Consider the following 21,554-nt stretch of genomic DNA (forward strand, 5'->3'; position numbering starts at 1 on the left):
GGATCAGACACCACCACCCCGACGTAAAACGTTCTCCTGATGAGCCTTTTCTGCTTCTTCATACTCTTTCCGGATATGTGAAAGATCGCCGGCAGGGGTATTAGGATTTGCTGGATTTATTGGCTTGAGCTCAACGAGAACCGGGTTCGGTTTGTGATTCAGCATCGCGCCGGTATATGCGTCCACGCCTACGCCAATCACACCTCCAATCAGCGCATTGCCTGCCATGGCTGCTGCACCGCTTCCCGCAACTTCCGTGGTGACATGCACTTTCTGCGTTTTGTAACCTTCTTTGGAAACAGTAACGTTGAATTTTTCTTTGCGTGAAACCTTGAGTGTGCAAGGCGAGGAACTACAGGTCATTCCAATGTCCGTTGAGATCTCTGCATCCTCTGGAGAGGCATAGATTTTGACTTTTTCACTCATACCACGTGTGACACTGGCGCATCCTGAAAGGACAAGACCTGCTGTAAGAAATGATGCAATCAAGAAAGTCGTCTTCATCTCAATATTCCCGCCTTAGAAAATTGAACCGATACCTTTGGCATCGTGGGGGACATGCAAACCTAAGAAATTTGATTCCCAATGCACGTATGAGTTGATTTTCTGCCTTTCACAGTTTCAGGCAACTCCTGAAAAGGAATATGTTAAGTCAATGATTTCAGAGGTGAAAATCTACTAAGTTCTACCGTCTCCCCAAAATCGAATGGATTGGCTGAGGGGCAATGCAAGCCTCTGTAGTTCAGCAAATTGAAGCTGCACAAAAGGCACCCACCGAAAGGCTAAATTGCAAGTGGGCGACAACTGATCTCGGCGCAGATCATGTCTATGAGAAGTCTATGCTGGCGACATCTGCTTTATATTTACTCAGCCAGTTTGTCCCGCGCTGACTTCATTTTGCAGATCACGTTGCCGCCCAACTCGCCCTCAATATGGCGCAACTCCTTTGCAATCGCTGGAGGCATAGCATCCTCTGTGATTTCAGGAGGTGTGGTGGATGCAACAACTGCCGGAGTGTCCTCGGCAAAAACGAGGCCGGTCTCATGCGCCAGTAGCAGCAGGCTGAGGATGCTAGCAAAACAACCCAGAGCGATGGCAGCAAGCGTATACCGGTTCAGCGGGCTGCTCTGATCCTTCAGACAATCTTCCAGAACCACGCGGATCTGGCTGATGTCTTCTGAGTTGAGCGGTTCATCAAGCAGCTCAATGGGTGACCGCTCTTCAGCAACAGTCTCGGAAGCACCACTATCTGTTGAGGTCTCTGAAGGAACAGCCGGCTGCAAACACTCAAACACCGGCACATAGCCCATATCAGGCAGCCGGATCTGTACATGGTGCGCGTTAGGATTCTCTTCGTTGTAGGCACGCAGAAGTGTCCGTAAACGGGATATGTTCACACGAACAATCGGGTTCTCTCGCGGATTGAATCCATCAGGCAGATTAAAAACCTTCTGGCCAATAATCTGTTCCTTCAGATCATCTTCCTGCCGGGAGAGTTTGCGTTCAACAAGAAACGTAAGAAGTGCTGTCAGCTTCGGGCTTCGCCTGAAGTTGGGGCTGGACAAAATGCTGGAAAGGGTCGCAACCACTTCGTCTTTGCTGGTGACTAGTCCATTCTTCTTGGCACTCATGCGCAGCACTCCCAAAACACATCGGTGTGGCCTGGGGGAAAAGCTCTCCCTCATTCAGATGGTAGCGACGGCACATTCATTGGTCCGGTGCCTGCATTCAAACAGGCCCGTCTTTTATGCTGCTTTGCCTATAGCTGGGGTAAGGCAAGCAACTTGAAGTTGTTGCCTTATCTTATGTTCCACGAGACAGGAATGCAACAAAGGCACATACCTAGCGGACATAGACCTTTGCGCCAACAGGAACCATGTTGTAGAGCTCCGCCACATCTTCGTTGCGCATACGAATGCAGCCGGAAGAAACAGCTTGCCCAATTGTCCACGGCTCGTTGGAACCGTGAATACGGTAAAGCGTAGAACCAAGATAAAGAGCACGTGCACCCAATGGGTTACGCGGACCACCCGGCATGTAACGCGGCAAGTTTGGTTGGCGTTTCAGCATCTCTGCCGGCGGGCGCCAATCTGGCCATTCCCGCTTGCGGGTTACCTTGTGAACCCCCGCCCATTCAAAGCCCGGTCGCCCCACACCAACACCATAACGACGCGCTTTTCCATTGGCCTGCACCAGGTAAAGATATCGTGATGTGGTATCAATGACCACGGTACCAGGTGCATAAGAGGTGTTGTAGCTGACGGTTGTCGGCAAAAACTGCTTCGGAATACGGCGACTGTATCGGTTAGACGTCGTGCGCTTCTTCTTCTGCTTGGCCGAACCACGCAGGTTCTGAACGGCCTTTGCCTGAGAGCGTGGGATTTGCACAACCCATGGATTGGAAAGGTCCGGACTAAGCACAAGAGGAGGTGCAGACGCACGTGGTTTGTACTCTGCCTGTGCAGCTGTACCCAACGCGCAAACCAATCCAGCCGTACTCAACAGGGTGACAAGCCAGCCTGCTTTACCTTTTACCGATGCCCCGAACATTCCACGCTCCTTTGGTCCTTGCCAATGGCCCGATGCCTGCGGGAAAACCTAGAACTTGCAACTCTAGCAATCGTTAAAATTATCAATGTTATTTATGCGAGTTCAAACTAAGGTTAACCGATTGTTACCGAGTTGTGCGGCGAAAACGCCAAAATTATCCTTAAAAATCAATGCTGATAAATCTAAGGTAATAATTAACACTCTAAGAAGTATGTGAGAGATAGCCCGAGTGCAGGATTGCGAATCGTACCCATTAAAACCTATGGGTGCATGAGCGCGTCTGTGACCGGGAATGCTGTTTAATATCTGTAATTTATGGCCTCCTTTCGCAAACCTGTGCCAGTTTGCAAAAAGGTAAGGCGGCAAACAAAGAGGGCGCATCGTTGGGCAGGAAAAGCAGCGATGTGGCTTTCAGTAAGAAGCAGTTATGCTTCATGAGTTCGGGGTTGGGATGTCAGTTGTAAGAAAAACCTTTCGTGCGGAGGCTCAGTTCGGAGCGCACAATGCACGTGCCGAGATTGGATCGCCAATCCAGGATAATGGTGAGGCCGCGCGCCACCAGCAGGTGATGGAAGAAATAGCCAGCCTGAAGGAAATGCTGAGCTCGCCAGACACAGACCCACAGGAACTCTCGCGCCGCGTTGCGGAAGAGCTGCGTGAAGAGATCGGCGAAGCAGCCAAGCTCAAGCGCGAGCTGGACGCCATCTACGAAGCCATTGCCGAAACCAAAACTGAAATTGCTGCCCTCCACAACAAAGCCAGCGTCGATAACGACGAACGTGGCCGTGTAACGCTGGAGCTAGGCGCGATCGTTTCTGGTACAGAAGGGGCGACTGAACAAATCCTGTCCGCAGCCGAAGTCATCGACCAGAGCGCAGCCACCGTTATGCCGATGGTTCCATCTGAGCACGAAGGTCTGGTTACCGATATTCACGAGCAAGTGGTGTCCATCTTCGAAGCCTGTAACTTCCAGGATTTGACTGGCCAGCGCATCAGTAAAGTGGTGAACACGCTTTCCTTCGTGGAAGAGCGCATCATCCGCATGATCGAGATCTGGGGCGGCATTGAAAGCTTCAAGGAAATCAGCGATCGCATCAATGCGGAAAAAGAAGGTGACGACTCAGCTCTTCTCCATGGTCCGGCTCTGGATGTGGAAGCAGGCACCGTCACTCAGGATGACATCGACGCCCTGTTCGACTGATCCTCTCAAAAAAGATAGATGCAGATGGCTTGCTATTTCGGCAAGCCAATGCTTTATATGAGAACATAACATAAACATTTTGGCGCGTTTTATGAGCAGGCAGATACCTGTTTGTGGTGATACCGATGCGCAAAGAAAAATTGACAAGAAGGGCAGGGCAATGGACCAGAGCTCAGAACCGATTGCTGAAGGACTGATCCGCGGAGAAGACGGCAAGGACCGCTGCTGGTGGCATGGCGGAGACCCGTTCTATCAGGCCTATCACGACAATGAATGGGGCCATCCGGTCACCAACGACATTCGTTTGTTTGAGAAGATCTGCCTTGAAGGCTTCCAGTCCGGCCTATCCTGGATTACTATCCTGCGCAAACGCGAAAACTTCCGCGCTGCCTTTGCTGGTTTTGATTTTGAGAAAGTCGCGAAGTTCACGCAGAACGATATCGAACGTCTTGTGAAAGATGAGGGCATCATCCGCCATCGCGGTAAGATCACCTCCACCATCAACAATGCCAACCGTGCCTTGGAAATGCGCGAAGAGTTCGGCTCCCTCGCGGCTTACTTCTGGAAGTGGGAACCAACCCCGGATCAGCGCCCGGACGTTTGCGATTATGCCAACCTGCGCCAACTGGGTAAAACGGGGATCTCAACAGCCATCTCCAAAGACCTCAAAAAACGCGGCTGGTCCTTCGTCGGCCCAACCACCGTCTACGCCTTCATGCAAGCTATGGGAATGGTCAACGACCATCTGGAAGGCTGTTGCTGCCGCGAAGTGGTGGAAGCCAAACGAGAAGCCTTGGAACGTCCTGTAAAGGCGTAAAGAGCATTATAAGGCCAACGGGCAAGCAGGAGGGGATCTCTCCCCTCTGACACCGCCTGTTAGGCATCTTCCTCAGGGCGCTCATAAGTCCCCTGAGGCGGAAGAATAGCCATTACGAGCGTCTCACGATGCTCAAACCCGCAGCGCCGGTAAATCCGTCCCGCTGGGCCATCACTGAAAGCCTGCAGCACCGGCACAGTTGCTGGATACTCCGCTTTCGCCCAATCCACACCTACAGTCACCAAAGCCGCACAGATACCGCGCTTGCGATGGCTTGGACGTGTCTCAACCTCCTGAAACCGCGAAACAACCGCATCACGGTAAATGCCCAGATCTGCGACCAGCAGGTCTCCATCGAACGCGCCAAACCAGTTCAGCGATCCTTCCTGAACCTGACGACGACGCGCTTCAAATCGGGTGCGCGTGTACGACCCAAAACTGTCGCGATCATAGCCTTGCTCAACAGCTGTATCTATCTGAAGGGCAATGACCTGCTCCCAATCTTCCTCAGAGATGATTGGGCGGATCACGATCCCATCTGGAACTGCAGATCGGTTGAGCGGTCCGGTCAGACTCAGAACATCCATCTGCTCAAGCTCATACCCAAGATCCGTGAAAGCCGAATGCTCCGCTCCGATTATCATATCCGGCGTATCCCAACCAAACATGGTATGCGCAGCCTTCGGAAAATCCTTACGGAACTGAGCGATCTGCGCTTCCGGATCCACCTTATCACCCCGGAAGAAAACCATATTCCCCGACCAGCAAAAAGGCTCCTCTGGCATGCGCAGAACAATCCGGTCCGGATGAGCCTCAATCTCACTCACACCCCGCCCAACAAGAAGATTGCTCTGCACCCCCAGTGTCTCCGCCAAATCCCGTTCATCACGCATACCGCTTACCTTCAATCCATTACTCGAAATCAAAACATAGCTATTGAAATCCCTCAGGCTTATCAAGAAAAAGCCCACCCATCCGCCAAGTCCCCCAACCGCTGTTACCCACCAGCCACTCCCCACAAGCAGCTATGCCATTCCGGCTCGCCCCACAAAAAAAGCCCCGGCGCATCACGCCGAGGCTTCGCAAAGAGGCTGTCGCCAATCACTTAGATGAAGTCGAAGTCATCTGCATGAAGATCTGCAACAGAAACGTTCTGAAGAGTTATCGAATTGTCATCATCGAGTTGAATGATGGTGTCAGCACCGAATTGGCTCGCTGCTGCAATTACATCAGCATAGCTGTCGAAGCTACCCTCGGTGAAACGGATCGTGTCATCTGAACCAGCACCAGCAGTGAAGTCTGTGATGGTGTCGTGTTCAAAGTTGGTTTCAAACAGGAATGTATCATCGCCGTCACCACCTGTAAGGGTGTCGTTACCGCCATAACCCCAAAGTTTGTTGTTGCCGGCATCTCCAATAATGATGTCATCGAACTTGTCTGTTCCCATGACATTTTCAATGGAAATATAGGTATCGCCAGCAGCATCGCCAGTGTTGTTAGCCTGATCTGCAAGATCGACTGTTACTGCAGCTTCAGACCAGCGATAGCGAACAGTATCATTACCGGAACCGCCATCGAGATAGTCAGAACCGGACCCGTAAGCGTTCAGCCAGTCGTCGCCGCCACCGCCTTCCAGATGGTCGTCACCATCAAGACCATAAAGGCCGTTATTATTGTCGTCGCCAATGATTGTGTCATTATGTTCAGATCCGAATACTTGGCTTATGTTCGTGAGCTGATCACCTTCGGCATCGCCACCGGACATCTCACCAGTCGCCAGATTGACTGATACTGCTTCGGCAGAATTGTTGTATCTGATGGCATTACGACCACCACCGCCATCGATAATATCGATGCCAGCGCTTCCGTAAATCTCTTCGTCTGCATCAGAGCCGACGAAAGTGTCGTCTTCATCAGTACCAAAGTACCTGAGGCTTCCATCTTCATGGACTTCGAATTTTGGCAATGTCGAACCATCATCAAACACAAACTGACCAGCCAAGATTTGATTGCTCACACCATTCTCAATTGTCAGAACATCTGCAATCTCATCGAAGGGCTGGTCTGGATTTGATGGATCAATAAGGTAAATCTTCAGATCTTTGTTATCAGGTCCGCCGGCAGCAATCCTGATGTTATCCATTGTTATGCCGGCACCAAACTTCACGACATCACTGCCCAAAGTATCCTTAATAACGTCTTTGTCATAGCCTCTGTCGAAGAAGTAAGTATTGTGCCCGGCACCACCAGACAAAATGTCATCCCCAGTGCCACCATCCAGGTAATCATCTCCTTCTCCACCACTTAGGCTGTCATTCCCAGCTTCCCCGTAGAGTGTGTTGTTACCAAATGCCATATGTATGGTGTCATTGCCTCCAGCAGCCCAGACAATGTCATCTTCAGGGCTGTTACTGGAAAAGTTGTCATCGTATTTTCCGAATTGGAATTTCATGGCCACAATCCTAGAGTTTCATAAAGTTTTATAAATGTGCAGGCTGCACATAATATTTATGCAGCTCATGATTGCGTATGGCTGACCCTGAGTTAGATAAGAAATGCAAATGCTCAGTCTTGTTGATTTGAAGAATTATTAAAGCTCACAATAACTTATAGGGAAGTTTCTTTCGCATGGTGCATCGCAATTTGGGATGTAAAGACTATTCAAAACGGCTGGAGAGGTTCTCGTCTTAATTTACAGTATGTGGTTAAGAAAAAGCCTCGGCACTGTAGTGCCGAGGCTTCGAAGTTGAGTGCTATACGCAAAAATCAAGAGACAAATGCGAAGTCATCAGCATGTAAATGCGAAACGTTGACATGTTGGAGAGTGATTGAGTTGTCCTCATCAAGTTGAATGACTGTATCTAAGCCTTCCTGACGAGCAGCAGACATCACATCCTCGAAGCTCTTAAACACACCATCTGAGAATTGTATGATGTCTCGTGAGCTTTCACCAACATGAAAATCGATGAGTGTGTCATTTCCGAAGTTGTCTCCGAATATGATTGTGTCATCTCCATAACCACTGGTGATAATGTCGTTTCCAGTTCCACCATTAATCTGGTTATCACCATCAACGCTATCAATGACATCATCTCCACCAAGGCCGTTAATGGTGTCATTGCCATTCGTGCCCCAAAGGATTTCACCTTCATCACTTGCGGTTTCCAGAAGCTTTTTGTGAATGTCTTCCCAGTTCCAAACAGTGCCGTCTGCGAACTGCATCTCACCAAACTGTAGTTCGCCTGGAGTGCTGGTGAACGCGGTCGTGATGACTATGCTACCACCGTCTTTGAAGGTGTATTGGAGGCCAGACCAGCTGCTTTCAGTATTACCCAGTCGCTCTATCGCGACTTCATCTGGTGAAATGCCTTCTCCAAATACAATCTTGCTGTGTGGGTTCAACACACTACTTGTACGGATTGTATCATTGCCATCTCCAAGGTCATAATGGAATGAAACTTCACCGCCGATGTACTCAAGGATGTCATCCCCGGTTCCACCTTCAACTTTTACAAAGTTAGACAGCGTCGGTGATGGAAGCGTGTAGAACTTGTCGTTTCCAGCTCCACCTATAAGCGTGCTATTCCCGTCATGATTGGCTGAAATGACATCATCGCCATCACCTCCATCAAGGGTGTCATTACCAGCGCCGCCGCTAAGCTGGTCGTTCCCGGCGCCGCCTTTGATGATATCATCTCCCTCTCCACCAGAGAGGTAGTCGTTGCCTTCGCCACCGAAGATTTGATCGTCTCCTGCACCACCGTTGATATTATCATCATCGGCGCCACCAGAAATGTGATCATCTCCGTCGCCACCACTAAGTATATCCTTGCCATCTCCTCCTTTGACGGTGTCGTTGCCGTCTCCAGCAAAAATGAAGTCTCTTCCAGCCCCGCCGTCAATTACATCATCGCCTGCAAGGCCTTTGATAATATCACCGTCAACCGTACCATTGATGGTGTCATTACCTTCGGTCACTCCATGATCTACAGCGTGGGCTGGTGCACTGTCGATGAGCTTTTGGTTGACGTCGTCCCAAGTCCAGACTGTTCCATCAAGAAACTGAATTTCGCTGAACAACAGCTTTTCTGATGATTGGAAAAAGCCGTTTTCAAGAAGCAATGTACCACCATCGCTGAAAGTAAACTCAATTGAGTCACTTCCCGCATACCTTAACAGGACTTCATCCGGCTTTACTCCCACAAGCATGAGCTTGCTGTTGGGGCCTGCAAGTCCACCTGCATGAATGATGTCATTGCCATCGCCGATGCCATATTGAACTATGATATCGCCACCAAAGTAATGGATGGTATCGTCACCATTTCCGCCGCTTATGATTGATGAGCCCTGTATGTGATAGAGGGTATCATCGCCATTACCGCCATGAAGTTGGGCACTTCCTATACCGTTGGCTGCGAGGACATCGTCACCATCACCACCATCAAGGTAGTCATCTCCTTTACCGGAGCTGAGTTGATCATTCCCTGCGCCACCTTTTAGGTCGTCGTTTCCATCTCCTCCTGAGAGGACATCATCACCTGCTCCACCATAAATGGTGTCATCTCCGCCCATGCCATCAATGATGTCATTACCGGAGGTTCCTCCAACAACATCGTTTCCGTCACCAATGTGCTCTTGAAGCTTCAGGTTGATGTTCTCCCAGTTCCAGACCGTACCATCAGCAAACTCGATCTCACCGAAATCTGAGCGCAAAGTGTATCGGTCCATGACCTGACCCAGATGCAACGTTCCGCCATCTTTAAAGGTCAATAGAAGACTGGTTGAGGTGGCCGACGTCCGTGTGATTACAACCTCATCTGGCAAGATACCCTCGCCAAGAACCAACCTATGATTTTCATTCTTCAGTTTTTCTGGGTACCAAAAATCAACAACGTCATTCCCGTCCCCTAGGTTGTAGTGAAGAGTGACATCTGCCAGCGAGATATCAAGTTTATCATCGCCTGTACCAGCATTTACAACTGCAGACCCATACCTGACAAAAATTGTGTCATCACCGCTCCCGCCAATGATCTGGTCTACTCCATCAGTGTCGCTGTGAATTGTATCGTTGCCATCTCCTCCATCGAGGATGTTATTGCCCGACCAGCCGGTTAGTTTGTCTTCACCAACGCCGCCTTCCAAGTGGTCATTTCCTTCTCCGCCGAAGAGATCGTCGTTTCCTTCACCTCCAATGAGATGGTCGTTACCGGAATGACCGAGAATCTCGTCATCTCCGCCGAGGCCGTGGATTGTGTCATCACCCAAGGTTCCTACGAGATAATCGTCTGCATCACTGGCATTTTCATAGAGCATCTTATTGAAGAACTCCCAGTTCCAGACAGTGCCGTCTGAAAACTGAAACTCACTAAAGTTGAGATGTGTTGGCCCATAATAGAAAACGTTTTTGATGAGCAGTGTACCGCCGTCCTTAAAGGTTAGCAGAAGGCTGAGATCATCGCGGCTATTACCATTTGCATCGGTGCCTTCTCCGACACGCATAACAGTTACTTCATCTGGTGAGATGCCAGAGCCAAAAATGATCTTGTGATTTTTATGGTGTGTCTTTTCTGGATACCACAAATCGACAATATCATTGCCATCACCAAGGTCATAATGAACTGTAACTTCAGCAGTTGAAACGTTGATTGTATCATCACCTTCTCCACCGGTGATAACGGATGTGCCAGTTACTGCATAAATGGTGTCATCTCCGCTTCCACCGAGGATCTGATCTTCACCATAAGTGATGCTAAAGAAGGTGTCGTTGCCGTCTCCCCCATCAAGGATGTTGTTACCAGCGGAACTACTCAGCTTATCGTTGCCGGCACCACCTTCAAGGTGATCGTCCCCGTCATGTCCTTGGAGTGTGTCATTTCCTGCACCGCCAATGAGATGATCGTCACCGGAGTAACCGTCGATTTTGTCGTCACCACCCCGGCCATCAATCACGTCATTGCCCAAGGTTCCAGCGAGTTCTTCACCTTCATCCCCTGCGTTTTCAAAGCGCATCTTGTTGAAGCTTTCCCAGTTCCAGATAGTGTCATCTGAAAAATGGAGTTCTCCGAAGGCAAAGCCATTCGGTCCATAGAAGAAAGCTTCCTTGATGAGCAATGTACCGCCATCTTTGAACGTCAGCAGGAGATCAAGATTGTCGCGTTCATCACCGTACTTGTCTGTGCCTTCTCCTTGACGCGTAACTGTAACGTCGGCTGGGGAGATACCTGGGCCAAAGACAACTTTGTCATTATAAGAAGCATCTACATCGTGGTTGACATGAATGATGTCGTTGCCATCGCCAAGGTCATAGCGGAAAGTGGTGGTGCCTTCACCGTAATGGAACGCATCGTCTCCGGCGCCGCCATCGAGATAATCGTCACCATTACCGGCTTTCAGGACGTCGTTTCCATTGCCGCCAAGGATAGTGTCGTTGCCATCACCGCCATCAAGGGTGTCGTTGCCGCCGTAGCCCCAGATTTTGTTGTCGCCAGCATCGCCGGTGATGTGGTCATCATAGCTATTGCTACCCATGACGTTTTCGATGGAGACGTAGACATCACCAGCAGCGTCTCCTGCATTGTTTGACTGATCAGTCAGGTCGACAGTGACGCCAGATCGGGACCAGCGATAGCGTACCGTGTCGTTTCCGGAACCACCATCAAGGTAGTCTGCACCTGAGCCATAGGCGTTGAGCCAGTCATCACCGCCACCGCCTTCCAAATGGTCATTACCGTTTTGTGCAAACAGGTTGTTATTGCCATCATCGCCAATCAGAACGTCGTCATGGTAAGAGCCAATGATAGACTCGACGTTCGAGATCTGATCGCCTTCAGCGTAACCACCAGAACCTTGGCCTGTTGCAAGATTAACGGTCACACCCGCGTCTGACAGGAGGTAGTTGATGATATCAGTACCGCCCTTACCATCAATTGTATCAGCGCCTTCACTGCCGTAAATTTCATCTCTGCCAGAAGTTCCGACAAAGGTATCATCCCCATCGGAGCCATAGAGTTTTAGTCGGCCGTCACTTTGAACTGTAAATTTCGACAGAGTGGTCCCATCAGAAAACTCAAACCGTTCGATGCCATGATCGTTTGCGATCCAGTTGTCGAAGTAGAAGACATCGGCAATCTCGCTCAGTGGCTGGTTTGGGTTGGCCGGATCGATAAGATAAAAAACCAGATCGCCACCTTCTAGGCGAATCTTGAAATCACTCAGTGTGAGGTCACCATCAAAACGAATGGTGGTGATGCCAGGAGCTCCCCCAAAGTAGTCCTTGCCTACACCACGCTTGAAACCGTAGCTGTTGTCGCCTTCGAGAGGCATTTTATCTGCAGCCATCTGTTTTCCTCGAGTTTCATAAATATTTAAATATATGCATTGCGCACATCGAAGATATGCACCCCAAGGTTGTGTCTAGGTGACTCAGAGATACTGCGAAGTTTACATAAATTGGATGGATAAGTATTTTGAAACTACTGTAACTAAGCAGAAGAAACATAAACGCGCAGATTTCTCCTAAGTAACGCAAATCAACGCAATAAAAAACGCACCCCGGTCAGAGGTGCGTTTTCAAAGATTTCTCAGTGATTTAAGGATTAGCCTGCGACTTTTTGTGCCAGAGGCTCAAAAAGCGGGTTTGCCGTGTGGAAGACATACTCCAGCGGCGTCACCGTCACCATTTGTGCCCCTTCCTCGCGCAACTTATCCGCACATTCGGGAACTCTGGAAGCAGGGCAGTGCAGGATCAAAGAAGAGCCTTCGATTCCAAACGGAGCCACACAGCCAAGCCCTGCCACTTTCTCCAGAACACCTGCCGGATTGGTAACAACAGTCCGCATCTCTTTGAAGTTGTGAGCGTTGTCCTGCGCGGTGATACGGTCCAGCATCAAGCGAGCTGCTTGAAGCGCTTTTTCATCCCAGTTCGCTGTTCTGGACGCCACAAGGTGCGCCTGAGATTTGGCGATGACACCATCCTCAGGGATTTTCAGATTGTTGGCTTTCAACGTGGAACCGGTTGAAGTGATGTCGACAACCAGCTCTGCAGACCCTGCCGCAGGCGCTCCCTCAGTCGCACCCGCACTCTCGACAATGCGGTAATCCGCAATGCCTTTTTCGGCAAAGAACTGCCGCGTATGGTTCACATACTTGGTTGCAATGCGCAGACGGCGACCATGCCGCGCCCGAAAATCTGAAGCAACATCAGCAAGATCGGACATGGTGGACACGTCAATCCAGGCCGTTGGAACAGCGATCACAACATCCGCATGCCCAAAACCAAGAGCGGTGATGATGTGGGTCTTTTCCTCCGGGCGGTCGATGTTCTCGTTGACCAGATCCGTTCCGGTGATGCCAAAGTGAACGGTACCAGCTGCAATCTCACGGGCGATCTCGGAAGCTGAAAGGAAAGCGATCTCAACACCGTCCACGCCCTTCAGCGTACCACGATAGTTACGATCACCACCTGGACGCTTCACCTTCAAGCCAGCCCGCGCAAAAAATGCATGGGTCATTTCCTGAAGGCGGCCCTTGGAAGGAATAGCAAGAATAAGATTAGAGCTCATCAGTTTGCTCCCTCACCAGCGCGGTCCAGCCAGATTGTAAAACCAACAGCAGGAACAGTGCTTGGCGCGCCAAGACGTTCAACCAGCTTGTTGTATCGACCACCACCGATCACCTGTCCCAGATGTTCACTGGATTCATGATGAATTTCAAAGACAAAGTCGGTGTAATAATCAAGACGGCGCCCGAAATCACCGGAGTATTCCAGTGCTGAGATATCTATGCCACGCTCTGCCATAAGGTCCGTACGCTTGGCTAGACGCTCAATGGAAGCATCCAGATCAAGGCCTGTTTCTTTGGCAAAACCATGCAAAGTTTCAACCGCTTTGGCTGGCGGAGGACCAGACACGTTGAGATACTCGGTCAAACGATCAATCACGTCTTTGTCGATACCAGAACCGGCAGAAAGCGCAGCCTGCTCCATGAAGCGTTCAGCAATCTCATGAGCTGTACGCCCGCCAACGGCAGAAATGCCCGCAAGCGACAGCACATCTTCAACCACGGCCACAGCAGCTTCCGGGTCACGCCCTTCAAGAGCTGCAAGGAAGCCCAGCTTGGCGTCCGGTTTCGCTTCAGAGCCACCCATGCGGTTGATAACCTGATCAAGGCGATCACGCTCACCAAACACATCGCGCAAACGACGCTGCCAGACCTTTGGAATCTCAAGGGCTTGCAGAACAGCCGTAAACAAGCCCTCATCACCTACGCGAATACGGGGGGAGGACAAACCAAGGCTGGCAGATGCCTCAAGAGCAAGCGCCAGCATATCAGCGTCTGCTTGCTCCTGATCCGTACGGCCAATGGATTCAACACCAGCCTGCATGGTTTCACCCAGTTGCCCAGGTCGATGTCGGAAAACTTGTCCAACATAGGAGAATGCCGCAGTACGACCCGCTTCACCTGTTTCCAGATAATGTCGAGCAATCGGAATGGTAAAGTCAGGACGCAAGCAAAGCTCTTGTCCATCTTCTCCTGTAGTCAGGAAAAGGCGCCGCCTAAGATCTTCACCAGCCAGATCCAAAAAGATATCGGCTGGCTGTAAGATTGGCGGGGTAGCCTCTTCATAACCGGCATCCCGAAAAAGCTGGCTCAAAGCCATGCTGCGGTTATCCCCCAATGTCATATTAGTTCTCGCTTTGGTTTTTGCGATCTTCTTCTTGAGCAGCCAGAAGCTTCTTCACTTCTGCAACAAGCTCATCCCGTTTCACAGCAAACTGTGCAGGACGGCTCTCGCGCCAGGTTTTGTTATCTTCAATCTCAGCAGAAAGGCGTTTGCCTTCAATGAGATCTTTGATCTGTACTTCGCCTTCTTCACGCTCCTGAGAGCCCTGAATGATGGCACAAGGTGAGTTGCGCTTATCAGCGTACTGCAGCTGCTTGCCAAACTGTTTAGGATTACCCTGGTACATCTCAGCGCGGATGCCCGCTGTGCGCAGGTCCTGAACCATAGCCTGATAATGCGCAATGGAATCAATGTCCTTGTCCATCACACACACAACCACAGGACCAGCAATCTCTTCCTGACCAAGCTTGCCAAGAGTAGTCAGCGCAGCCATCAGGCGAGAAACACCAACGGAGAAGCCAGTAGAAGGCACTGGCTGGCTCATAAAGCGGGAAACAAGACCATCATAACGGCCACCACCGCCCACAGAACCAAAGCGCACAGGACGACCTTTCTCGTCCTTCACTTCAAAAGTGAGTTCGGCTTCGTAAACCGGGCCAGTGTAGTACTCAAGACCACGCACGACAGAAGGATCGATCAGCACACGGCCATCGGTGTAACCAGCTGCGTCAAACAGCTTACCCATGGTTGCCAGCTCTTCAACACCTTCAGCGCCGGTTTTGCTGTCTGCGATCAAACCGCGAAGGTTCTCGATGGTCTGGTCGGTGGTTTCTCCACCAGCTTCCACAAAGGCCAGCACTTTTTCCGCTTCAGCGTCTCCAAGGCCAGCACCCTTTGTAAAGTCGCCGGAATCATCCTTGCGGCCTTCACCAAGCAGGGCTTTCACACCGTCAACACCAAGGCGATCCAGTTTGTCGACAGCGCGCAGAACAGTCAGACGAGTTTCTGCATGTTCGTCACCGGCAAGACCGATCACTTCCATTACACCGTCCAGAACCTTGCGGTTGTTCACGCGGATCACATAGTCACCACGAGAAATGCCGAGGCGTTCCATTGTGTCAGAAGCCATCATGCAGATTTCAGCGTCTGCAGAAACAGAAGGCGCACCAATGGTATCCGCATCAAACTGCATGAACTGACGGAAACGACCTGGCCCAGGCTTCTCGTTGCGGAACACGTATCCAGCACGATAGCTGCGGTAAGGCTTTGGCAGGCTTTCGAAATTTTCCGCCACATGACGGGCGAGGGGCGCGGTCAGGTCATACCGCAGGCTCATCCATTGCTCGTCATCATCTTGTAGCGAAAACACACCAGCATTCGGACGATCTTGATCCGGCAAGAACTTGCCGAGAGCATCAGTGTACTCGAACATTGGAGTTTCCACGGGCTCAAAGCCATAAAGCTCATAGGTCTGTTTGATAACAGAGATCATCTGCTCCATTGCCAGCAGTTCTGCTGGACCGCGATCTACAAATCCGCGCGGCAAACGAGCTTTGAGCTTGGCACTTTTCTTTTTTGCCATGAGGCCGTCTCATCCATGAAATAATTAGGTGGTTGCAAAAGCTACCCGTAGAAGTTCTTCAGAACACTCTAAGGTAAGTATGCTGTTGTCAGTCTCCTAGCCCATTGAGCAGGGGAGAGCAAGGCGCGAAGGGGACGCAATCCGGCGCAAATTTCCCAATCAATACTTGCAATAGCGTCAAGAGCGGCTAAGGTCGCCCGAAAAAATGGAAGGGCCATTCTCTCAAGTATGAGAAGGAAGGTCTGCACACTGGAGAAATCATGGTGTCAAACACCAATAGTGAACAAACTGAAATCAGCAAATCCGATGCCCGCGTTACCGGACCGGCAGAGCTAACCGTTGTACTCCCAACCTATAACGAGAGCAAAAACGTCCCGATCGTAGTTGAGCTGCTGGATAAAGCGCTCGCTGGCGTAGCTTGGGAAGTTATTGTTGTTGATGATAATTCTCCAGATGGAACCTCACAAGTCACCGCAGACATTGCGCAAAAAGATCCACGTGTGCGCATCATCCAGCGTATTGGGCGTCGCGGTCTGTCCGGTGCATGTATCGAAGGCATGCTGGCCTCCAGCTCCAAGTATGTAGCTGTGATGGATGCTGACCTTCAGCACGATGAAAGCCTGCTGCCAAAGATGTTGGAAGCGCTCCGTTCTCAAAACTTCGATATCTGTGTGGCATCGCGCCATGTGGAAGGTGGGGATGTCGGAACCGGTCTGTCCTCCGTCCGTGCATGGGGCTCCAACCTCGCCAACAATCTGGCACGCAAGTTCCTGAAAGTGGAACTGTCAGACCCAATGAGTGGCTTCTTCATGCTGCGCCGGGACCGGTTTGTAGAACTGGCACCGCGTCTGTCGTCTCAGGGCTTCAAGATCATGTTGGATATCGTTGCCAGCGGAAAAGGCGCTCTGCGAGTGAAGGAACTCCCCTTCGTCTTCCGCGAACGCCAGCACGGCGAGAGCAAGCTCGATACGCTGGTAACAATGGATTACCTCGGTCTGCTGGTCTCCAAACTCTTTAATGACACGATCTCCGTTCGCTTCCTCATGTACTCTATGGTTGGTGGAACCGGTGTCGTCGTTCACCTCATCGCCCTGAAGATCCTGCTGGCTCTCTTCGGTCTGCCATTCGGTGTTGCACAGCTGATAGCGACCTTTGTGGCGATGAGCTCGAACTTCTTCCTCAACAACCGTCTGACCTATCGTGACCGTCGTTTGAAGGGGCTTGCGTGGGTCAAAGGTCTGTTCACATTCTATGTGATTTGTAGCTTTGGTATTTTGGCAAATGTTGGTGTGGCAGAACTCATCTACACGAACAAGCCAATCTGGTGGTTTGCTGGTGCAGCAGGTGCCATCATGGGTGCGGTCTGGAACTACATTGTTTCCAACGCGCTCACATGGCGCAAAGGCTAAACACATCTGCGAGAAGCAAGGACTGTTCTTTGCTTCTCCATATGCTGACGACCAAAACAGATGCTCTCAGAGGAATGCACATAGATGCAGGATAACACCGCAGGAAAGCCCCTGAGCTTTTGGTTGCGCCCAACCAACCTCATTCTGATTGTCGCCGTCCTGTCTCTGGCACGGTTAGTGACCGGCATGAATGTGGATCTGGTTGAGGATGAAGCCTACTACCGCTTGTGGGGGCTATACCCGGCTCTGGGGTACTACGATCATCCGCCAATGGTGGCTTATTGGATCTGGCTCGGTCAGGCGCTGTTTGGCGACACGGCTCTGGGCGTGCGGTTCATCAGCATCTTATCCGCGGCCATCGGTTCTCTTGTCCTCTGGCGAACAGCCAAGATCCTGTACGATGTGCATGTCGCTGGTTGGACAGTTCTATTCTTCAATGCCAGCCTTCTAATCGGCGTCGGCTCTCTCCTCGCCACTCCAGACGCGCCCTCGGTTTTCTTCTGGGGTCTAGCTCTTTGGGGCATGGCGGAACTGTCAGTCTCGAAGAACGCAAACTGGTGGATCCTGGTCGGTATCTTTGCTGGTCTGGGTCTCCTCTCTAAGTATTCCGTGCTTTTCCTTGGCGCAGGCATCATCCTCTGGCTGATCTGGGTGCCTGAAAACCGCAGATATCTGCTGTCGTGGCAACTGTGGCTTGGAGGTGCACTAGCCATCGCAATCTTCTCTCCAGTGCTCTACTGGAACTCCCAGCATGAGTGGATCTCCTTCGTAAAGCAGTTTGGTCGGTCAGTCCCTGAAGGCTACTCAATCAAATACATCGGTGAGTTTATTGGTGCCGTTGCAGGCTTGCTCAATCCGTTGGTCTTCATCATCGCAATGGTCGGAGCATGGCGCGTTATCCGCCTGATGCTGAAGCAAGATAATGCTGCCAGTTTGTTGGTGCTGACAGTTCTGCCGTTTCTGATCTATCTGTTCTTCCATTCGCTTCATTCTCGCGTGCAAGGCAACTGGCCTGCACCGATGTACCCGACACTGGCTCTGTTTGCAGGCATCGCAGCAGCTTATCCGCCTGCGAATGTCGGTCGCTGGTTCAAGGCTCTGGCACCAACCGCTGTGGGGCTTGGTGTTGTCCTCGCTGCTTTGGTTTACGTGCATGCGTTCACACCGCTGAATACATCCCTTGGCCGAAAAGACCCAACCCACCAGATGCGTGGGTGGCAGCAGGTTGGAGATGAAGTTGCGCAGTTGGCGAAGGCCAATGACATCGATTGGGTTGCAACCACCAGCTATGGTTTGACTGGTCAAATGGCGAACGCACTCAAGACTTCAGGCCTTAAAGTCTATGGAATTCCTGAGCGAATGCGCTATGCAATGATTCCCGATAATCTCCAAAATCCTGAAAACAGCGACATGCTCTATGTCACCGAGGAAAGAAGAGATCGCTCTCAAAAGCTGAAAAACAACTTCAATCAGGTTGAGCTGCTGGAGACCATCCCCCGAGAGAATAAGGGATTATTCGGAAAAACAGCTATTGAAAATGTACGGATCTATCGGTTGTCAGGAGCCAAAGAGCCCCTGAAATCCAACTGAGAGGGCTGAGATTCCGTTGCGTTAAAATTGCAGGCTTTGTTAAATGTACTCCTGAACCTTTTGGATTGGGAGATCCGCGCGATGAAGCGCATCCTCTTGACGAGTCTGGAATTTGGGCAAAGCTACGGAGTTGATCGAGCGATCTGCGATTTGATTATCGCAGGCCGCCTCTCTGCCGTCGGTTGCGTTGTTACCGGAGAGATGTGGTCAAGAGAGTTCTATCAGCTCCGCGATGTTGTGGCCTGGGCCGAGCATGAAACCATGGTCGGCCTCACAGTGACCCTCACAAAACCTGCAGCGCCTTTGACTGACTTTGGCCGCACAGTGTTCGGAGATGCCTTCCCGGCAAACTGGTGGTATGCAATCCGCAGTCCCATGAAGATGCTGCCTGAGGAGGCGATTGCAGCCGAGATTGCGGCACAAGTGGACCTGTTCGAGGAGGTCTATGCCCGCCCGCCAGCCTTCGTTGCCATTCAGGGCAATCTGGCAAAACACCCAGCCGTGCATTCTGCGCTGATCACGGTGCTCAGCATGATGACAGGCCGGGAGCCTGCGCTTGTGCTGCCTGCCGGAGTTTCCAGAACTGGCAATGCCATTGCAAAGCGCGCCATCAAAGCAGGGTTGGAGACAATTTTCTCCGGGCCAGATCTACCGATGGCTGATGAGGATACGGATCTGCGGGATTTCTTCTGGCATGGAATCAATGAAGCCCAGGATTCCGCGATGATCTTGTGTCGCCCGTCTTATCCAGAAGAACAGGCGCAACCCGTCAAAAAGAAAAACATGCGTCAGAGCTCGTCTCGTGAAAACCAGCTCAAGTTCCTGATTAGTGAGGAATTTCCGTTTCTTTTGATGGAAAAAGATATCTTCTTGTTCTAAGAACGATCTCTCCCTGCGGTTGAAGAGATCGTTCCTTTTGAATTTGCCATAAACGTTGGGGTATTTATGAACACCCCTAATTTGCCTAAAACTAAAGAATATCTCTGTGACTTCGGTCACAAAATGGCCGCATGATAGACCTAATTAAAATCATCAATTATATTGATGCAGCTTAAACTAAAAAACTGAATCAACGGCGCGTCAGGACCTTGTGGCAAGATGACAAAGTTCAAAGAACTCCTTCAAAACAGCTTTTCACTATCGGGTTTGGCAGAGGAGCATGCACATGGTCTCTCTGAAATTGCCCAGCCTATGTCATTGAAATCTGGTGCAGTTCTCTTCAAGGCTGGCGATCCGGGCAATGGATGTTACGCAATCATCGAAGGCAGCATGAAGGTCTCCGTTGTCTCGTTGGATGGCAGTGAACAGCTGCTGGCCGTTTTGGGGCAGGGGTCTCTGGTTGGTGAAATTGCCTTGCTTGATGGCAGTGAACGTTCAGCCACAGTGACTGCTCTGAAGCCGAGTCAGCTTGCATTTATCTCCAAAGCTGCATTTTATCGTTATGCGGATGAGAACCCCGCTGTGTATCGCCACATGCTGCAAATCGTGGCGACTCGCTTGCGCCGGTCCAACGATGCTCTTGCCGCTCGTTCTTTCCTTCCGCTCAATGGTCGCGTTGCTCAGACCCTGCTGCAACTCTCTGAAACCTTTGGCAAAAAGGTCGACAGCAATAAGATCCTCGTGCACTACAAGATCTCTCAGGCAGAGATCGCCAATATGGCTGGTGGTGCCCGTGAGAACGTGAGCCGTGTGCTCAACGTCTGGAAACGCGAAGGCGTAATCAGTCGCCTCTCTGGATATTACTGCCTCGAAAAGCCAGAGGTGCTACGAGCTGCCGCAGAGCTTTAAACTCGGTATTTGAGTAAAAGTGACCCAAAGTAACAACAAGGGCATGAGCTTTGTCCCTGCAAGGCTCCTGAAACACCGAGATGACTTATCAGCACTTTGACATTCGCCCACTAGACGAATGCACTCCAGTTCACCCTGACCTGACACACGATCAGGTCCGTGCGCTGGTCGCCAATCATTCAGAAAAACTTCGTCAGAATGATACACTGGCAAACGTCTACCAGAGCAACATGAAATGCGACTGGGAAGACTATGAAGCGCAGGCCGTTCGTTTCTGGTGCTCCGCTCTCATGAAAGACCAGAGCTACTCCGGTCGCCCAATTGGCAAGTATCGCGGTTCTGCAAAGCAGGTATGCGGTGATGATATTGCCAGCTGGTTGAATTTATTCGAAAATGCCGTCGAAGAATGTGTTGCTGAAACCGCTCGGGCCAATACCATGAAATGTGCGACCCAGGTTGTTGATTGCTTCCATATGGCGATGATCCCTTCTTGAGTAGTTGAGCTTCGCCATGCATAGCATTTCCCCTGATGGATCGACGGAGCTTTAGAACTATGAATGATACAAGAGACGCTGTCGAAGAAGAGCAGCCAGTAGGTGAGCTGACCACACGCACAATGGCGATGCCGGCAGACACCAATGCATCTGGCGATATCTTCGGCGGTTGGGTAGTCTCTCAAATGGATATTGCGGCTGGTATTGCTGCAAGCCAGTGCGCCATGGAGCGCGTTGTGACTGTTGCGATCGACAGTATGACGTTTATTCGCCCTGTAAAAGTCGGCGATGTGATGTGTGTTTACTCCCGTGTCCTCCGTGTTGGCAGAACCTCAATTACGCTGGCAATCGAAGCCTGGGCATTGCGCCATCGTTTTGGTTACCGCGAAAAGGTGACAAATGCTCAGTTCACCTTTGTTGCCGTGGATGATAACGGTAAGCCAATCGAGATCTCTGAAGAGCAGCGTGCAAAGTACAACAACGCTTAATCAGCTCACTGGT

At 50.9% G+C, this 21,554-nt stretch carries 17 protein-coding genes; 8 read left to right on the top strand and 9 right to left on the bottom strand.

Annotated features, from left to right (window positions below):
* Positions 1 to 3: 3 nt before the first annotated feature.
* The 3 genes from AC3CB2_RS00525 to AC3CB2_RS00535 form a co-directional block, all read right to left on the bottom strand.
* The gene (locus AC3CB2_RS00525; protein WP_008552225.1) at positions 4 to 504 is read right to left on the bottom strand and encodes a PEGA domain-containing protein; all 501 of its coding nucleotides are present in this window, start codon (positions 502 to 504) and stop codon (positions 4 to 6) included.
* A 359-nt stretch (positions 505 to 863) separates the two neighbouring features.
* Positions 864 to 1,631 carry an adenylate cyclase gene (locus AC3CB2_RS00530; RefSeq protein ID WP_352931573.1) on the bottom strand — a complete coding sequence of 256 codons (768 nt, stop codon included), beginning with the start codon at positions 1,629 to 1,631 and terminating at the stop codon, positions 864 to 866.
* A gap of 211 nt (positions 1,632 to 1,842) precedes the next feature.
* A complete protein-coding gene (locus AC3CB2_RS00535; protein ID WP_352931571.1) occupies positions 1,843 to 2,550 on the bottom strand; it encodes a L,D-transpeptidase in 708 nt (235 codons plus the stop codon).
* 427 nt (positions 2,551 to 2,977) lie between these two features.
* On the opposite strand from AC3CB2_RS00535, the gene AC3CB2_RS00540 reads away from it, so the two are divergent.
* Both AC3CB2_RS00540 and AC3CB2_RS00545 read left to right on the top strand, forming a co-directional pair.
* The gene (locus tag AC3CB2_RS00540; RefSeq protein ID WP_008552149.1) at positions 2,978 to 3,751 is read left to right on the top strand and encodes a protein phosphatase CheZ; all 774 of its coding nucleotides are present in this window, start codon (positions 2,978 to 2,980) and stop codon (positions 3,749 to 3,751) included.
* A gap of 160 nt (positions 3,752 to 3,911) precedes the next feature.
* Entirely contained in the window at positions 3,912 to 4,568 is a 657-nt protein-coding gene (locus AC3CB2_RS00545) for a DNA-3-methyladenine glycosylase I (protein ID WP_352931569.1), read from the top strand.
* Positions 4,569 to 4,627: 59 nt separating this feature from the next.
* Here the strand turns inward: AC3CB2_RS00545 and AC3CB2_RS00550 are convergent, their stop codons facing one another.
* From AC3CB2_RS00550 to hisS, 6 genes are all read right to left on the bottom strand, one after another.
* A complete protein-coding gene (locus tag AC3CB2_RS00550; protein ID WP_352931567.1) occupies positions 4,628 to 5,461 on the bottom strand; it encodes a GNAT family N-acetyltransferase in 834 nt (277 codons plus the stop codon).
* Between the two features lie 212 nt (positions 5,462 to 5,673).
* A complete protein-coding gene (locus AC3CB2_RS00555; protein ID WP_352931565.1) occupies positions 5,674 to 7,020 on the bottom strand; it encodes a calcium-binding protein in 1,347 nt (448 codons plus the stop codon).
* A gap of 314 nt (positions 7,021 to 7,334) precedes the next feature.
* A complete protein-coding gene (locus tag AC3CB2_RS00560; protein ID WP_352931564.1) occupies positions 7,335 to 11,906 on the bottom strand; it encodes a calcium-binding protein in 4,572 nt (1,523 codons plus the stop codon).
* A gap of 257 nt (positions 11,907 to 12,163) precedes the next feature.
* On the bottom strand, positions 12,164 to 13,129 hold the full coding sequence (hisG, locus tag AC3CB2_RS00565; protein ID WP_352931563.1) for an ATP phosphoribosyltransferase: 966 nt from the start codon (positions 13,127 to 13,129) through the stop codon (positions 12,164 to 12,166).
* Complete coding sequence (locus AC3CB2_RS00570) at positions 13,129 to 14,250, bottom strand: ATP phosphoribosyltransferase regulatory subunit (RefSeq protein ID WP_425328931.1); 1,122 nt, start codon at positions 14,248 to 14,250, stop codon at positions 13,129 to 13,131. The genes hisG and AC3CB2_RS00570 overlap by 1 nt, the downstream gene beginning before the upstream one ends.
* A 1-nt stretch (position 14,251) precedes the next feature.
* The gene (hisS, locus tag AC3CB2_RS00575; RefSeq protein ID WP_352931562.1) at positions 14,252 to 15,772 is read right to left on the bottom strand and encodes a histidine--tRNA ligase; all 1,521 of its coding nucleotides are present in this window, start codon (positions 15,770 to 15,772) and stop codon (positions 14,252 to 14,254) included.
* A gap of 260 nt (positions 15,773 to 16,032) precedes the next feature.
* Between hisS and AC3CB2_RS00580 the strand changes: the two genes are divergently transcribed.
* The 6 genes from AC3CB2_RS00580 to AC3CB2_RS00605 all read left to right on the top strand — a co-directional run bounded on the left by AC3CB2_RS00580 (position 16,033) and on the right by AC3CB2_RS00605 (position 21,541).
* A complete protein-coding gene (locus tag AC3CB2_RS00580; protein ID WP_352931561.1) occupies positions 16,033 to 17,181 on the top strand; it encodes a glycosyltransferase in 1,149 nt (382 codons plus the stop codon).
* A gap of 84 nt (positions 17,182 to 17,265) precedes the next feature.
* Complete coding sequence (locus AC3CB2_RS00585; protein WP_352931560.1) at positions 17,266 to 18,771, top strand: glycosyltransferase family 39 protein; 1,506 nt, start codon at positions 17,266 to 17,268, stop codon at positions 18,769 to 18,771.
* Between the two features lie 81 nt (positions 18,772 to 18,852).
* Positions 18,853 to 19,650, top strand: a complete 798-nt coding sequence (locus tag AC3CB2_RS00590; protein WP_352931559.1) for a ChbG/HpnK family deacetylase — start codon at positions 18,853 to 18,855, stop codon at positions 19,648 to 19,650.
* Positions 19,651 to 19,869: 219 nt separating this feature from the next.
* Positions 19,870 to 20,559, top strand: coding sequence for a Crp/Fnr family transcriptional regulator (locus AC3CB2_RS00595; protein ID WP_008552228.1), 690 nt, complete (start codon positions 19,870 to 19,872; stop codon positions 20,557 to 20,559).
* 80 nt (positions 20,560 to 20,639) lie between these two features.
* Positions 20,640 to 21,053: a group III truncated hemoglobin gene (locus tag AC3CB2_RS00600; RefSeq protein ID WP_008552085.1), complete on the top strand. Its 414-nt coding sequence runs from the start codon at positions 20,640 to 20,642 to the stop codon at positions 21,051 to 21,053.
* Positions 21,054 to 21,112: 59 nt separating this feature from the next.
* Entirely contained in the window at positions 21,113 to 21,541 is a 429-nt protein-coding gene (locus AC3CB2_RS00605; RefSeq protein WP_008552238.1) for an acyl-CoA thioesterase, read from the top strand.
* Positions 21,542 to 21,554: the final 13 nt, after the last annotated feature.

The organism is Pseudovibrio sp. SCP20, assembly GCF_057774105.1.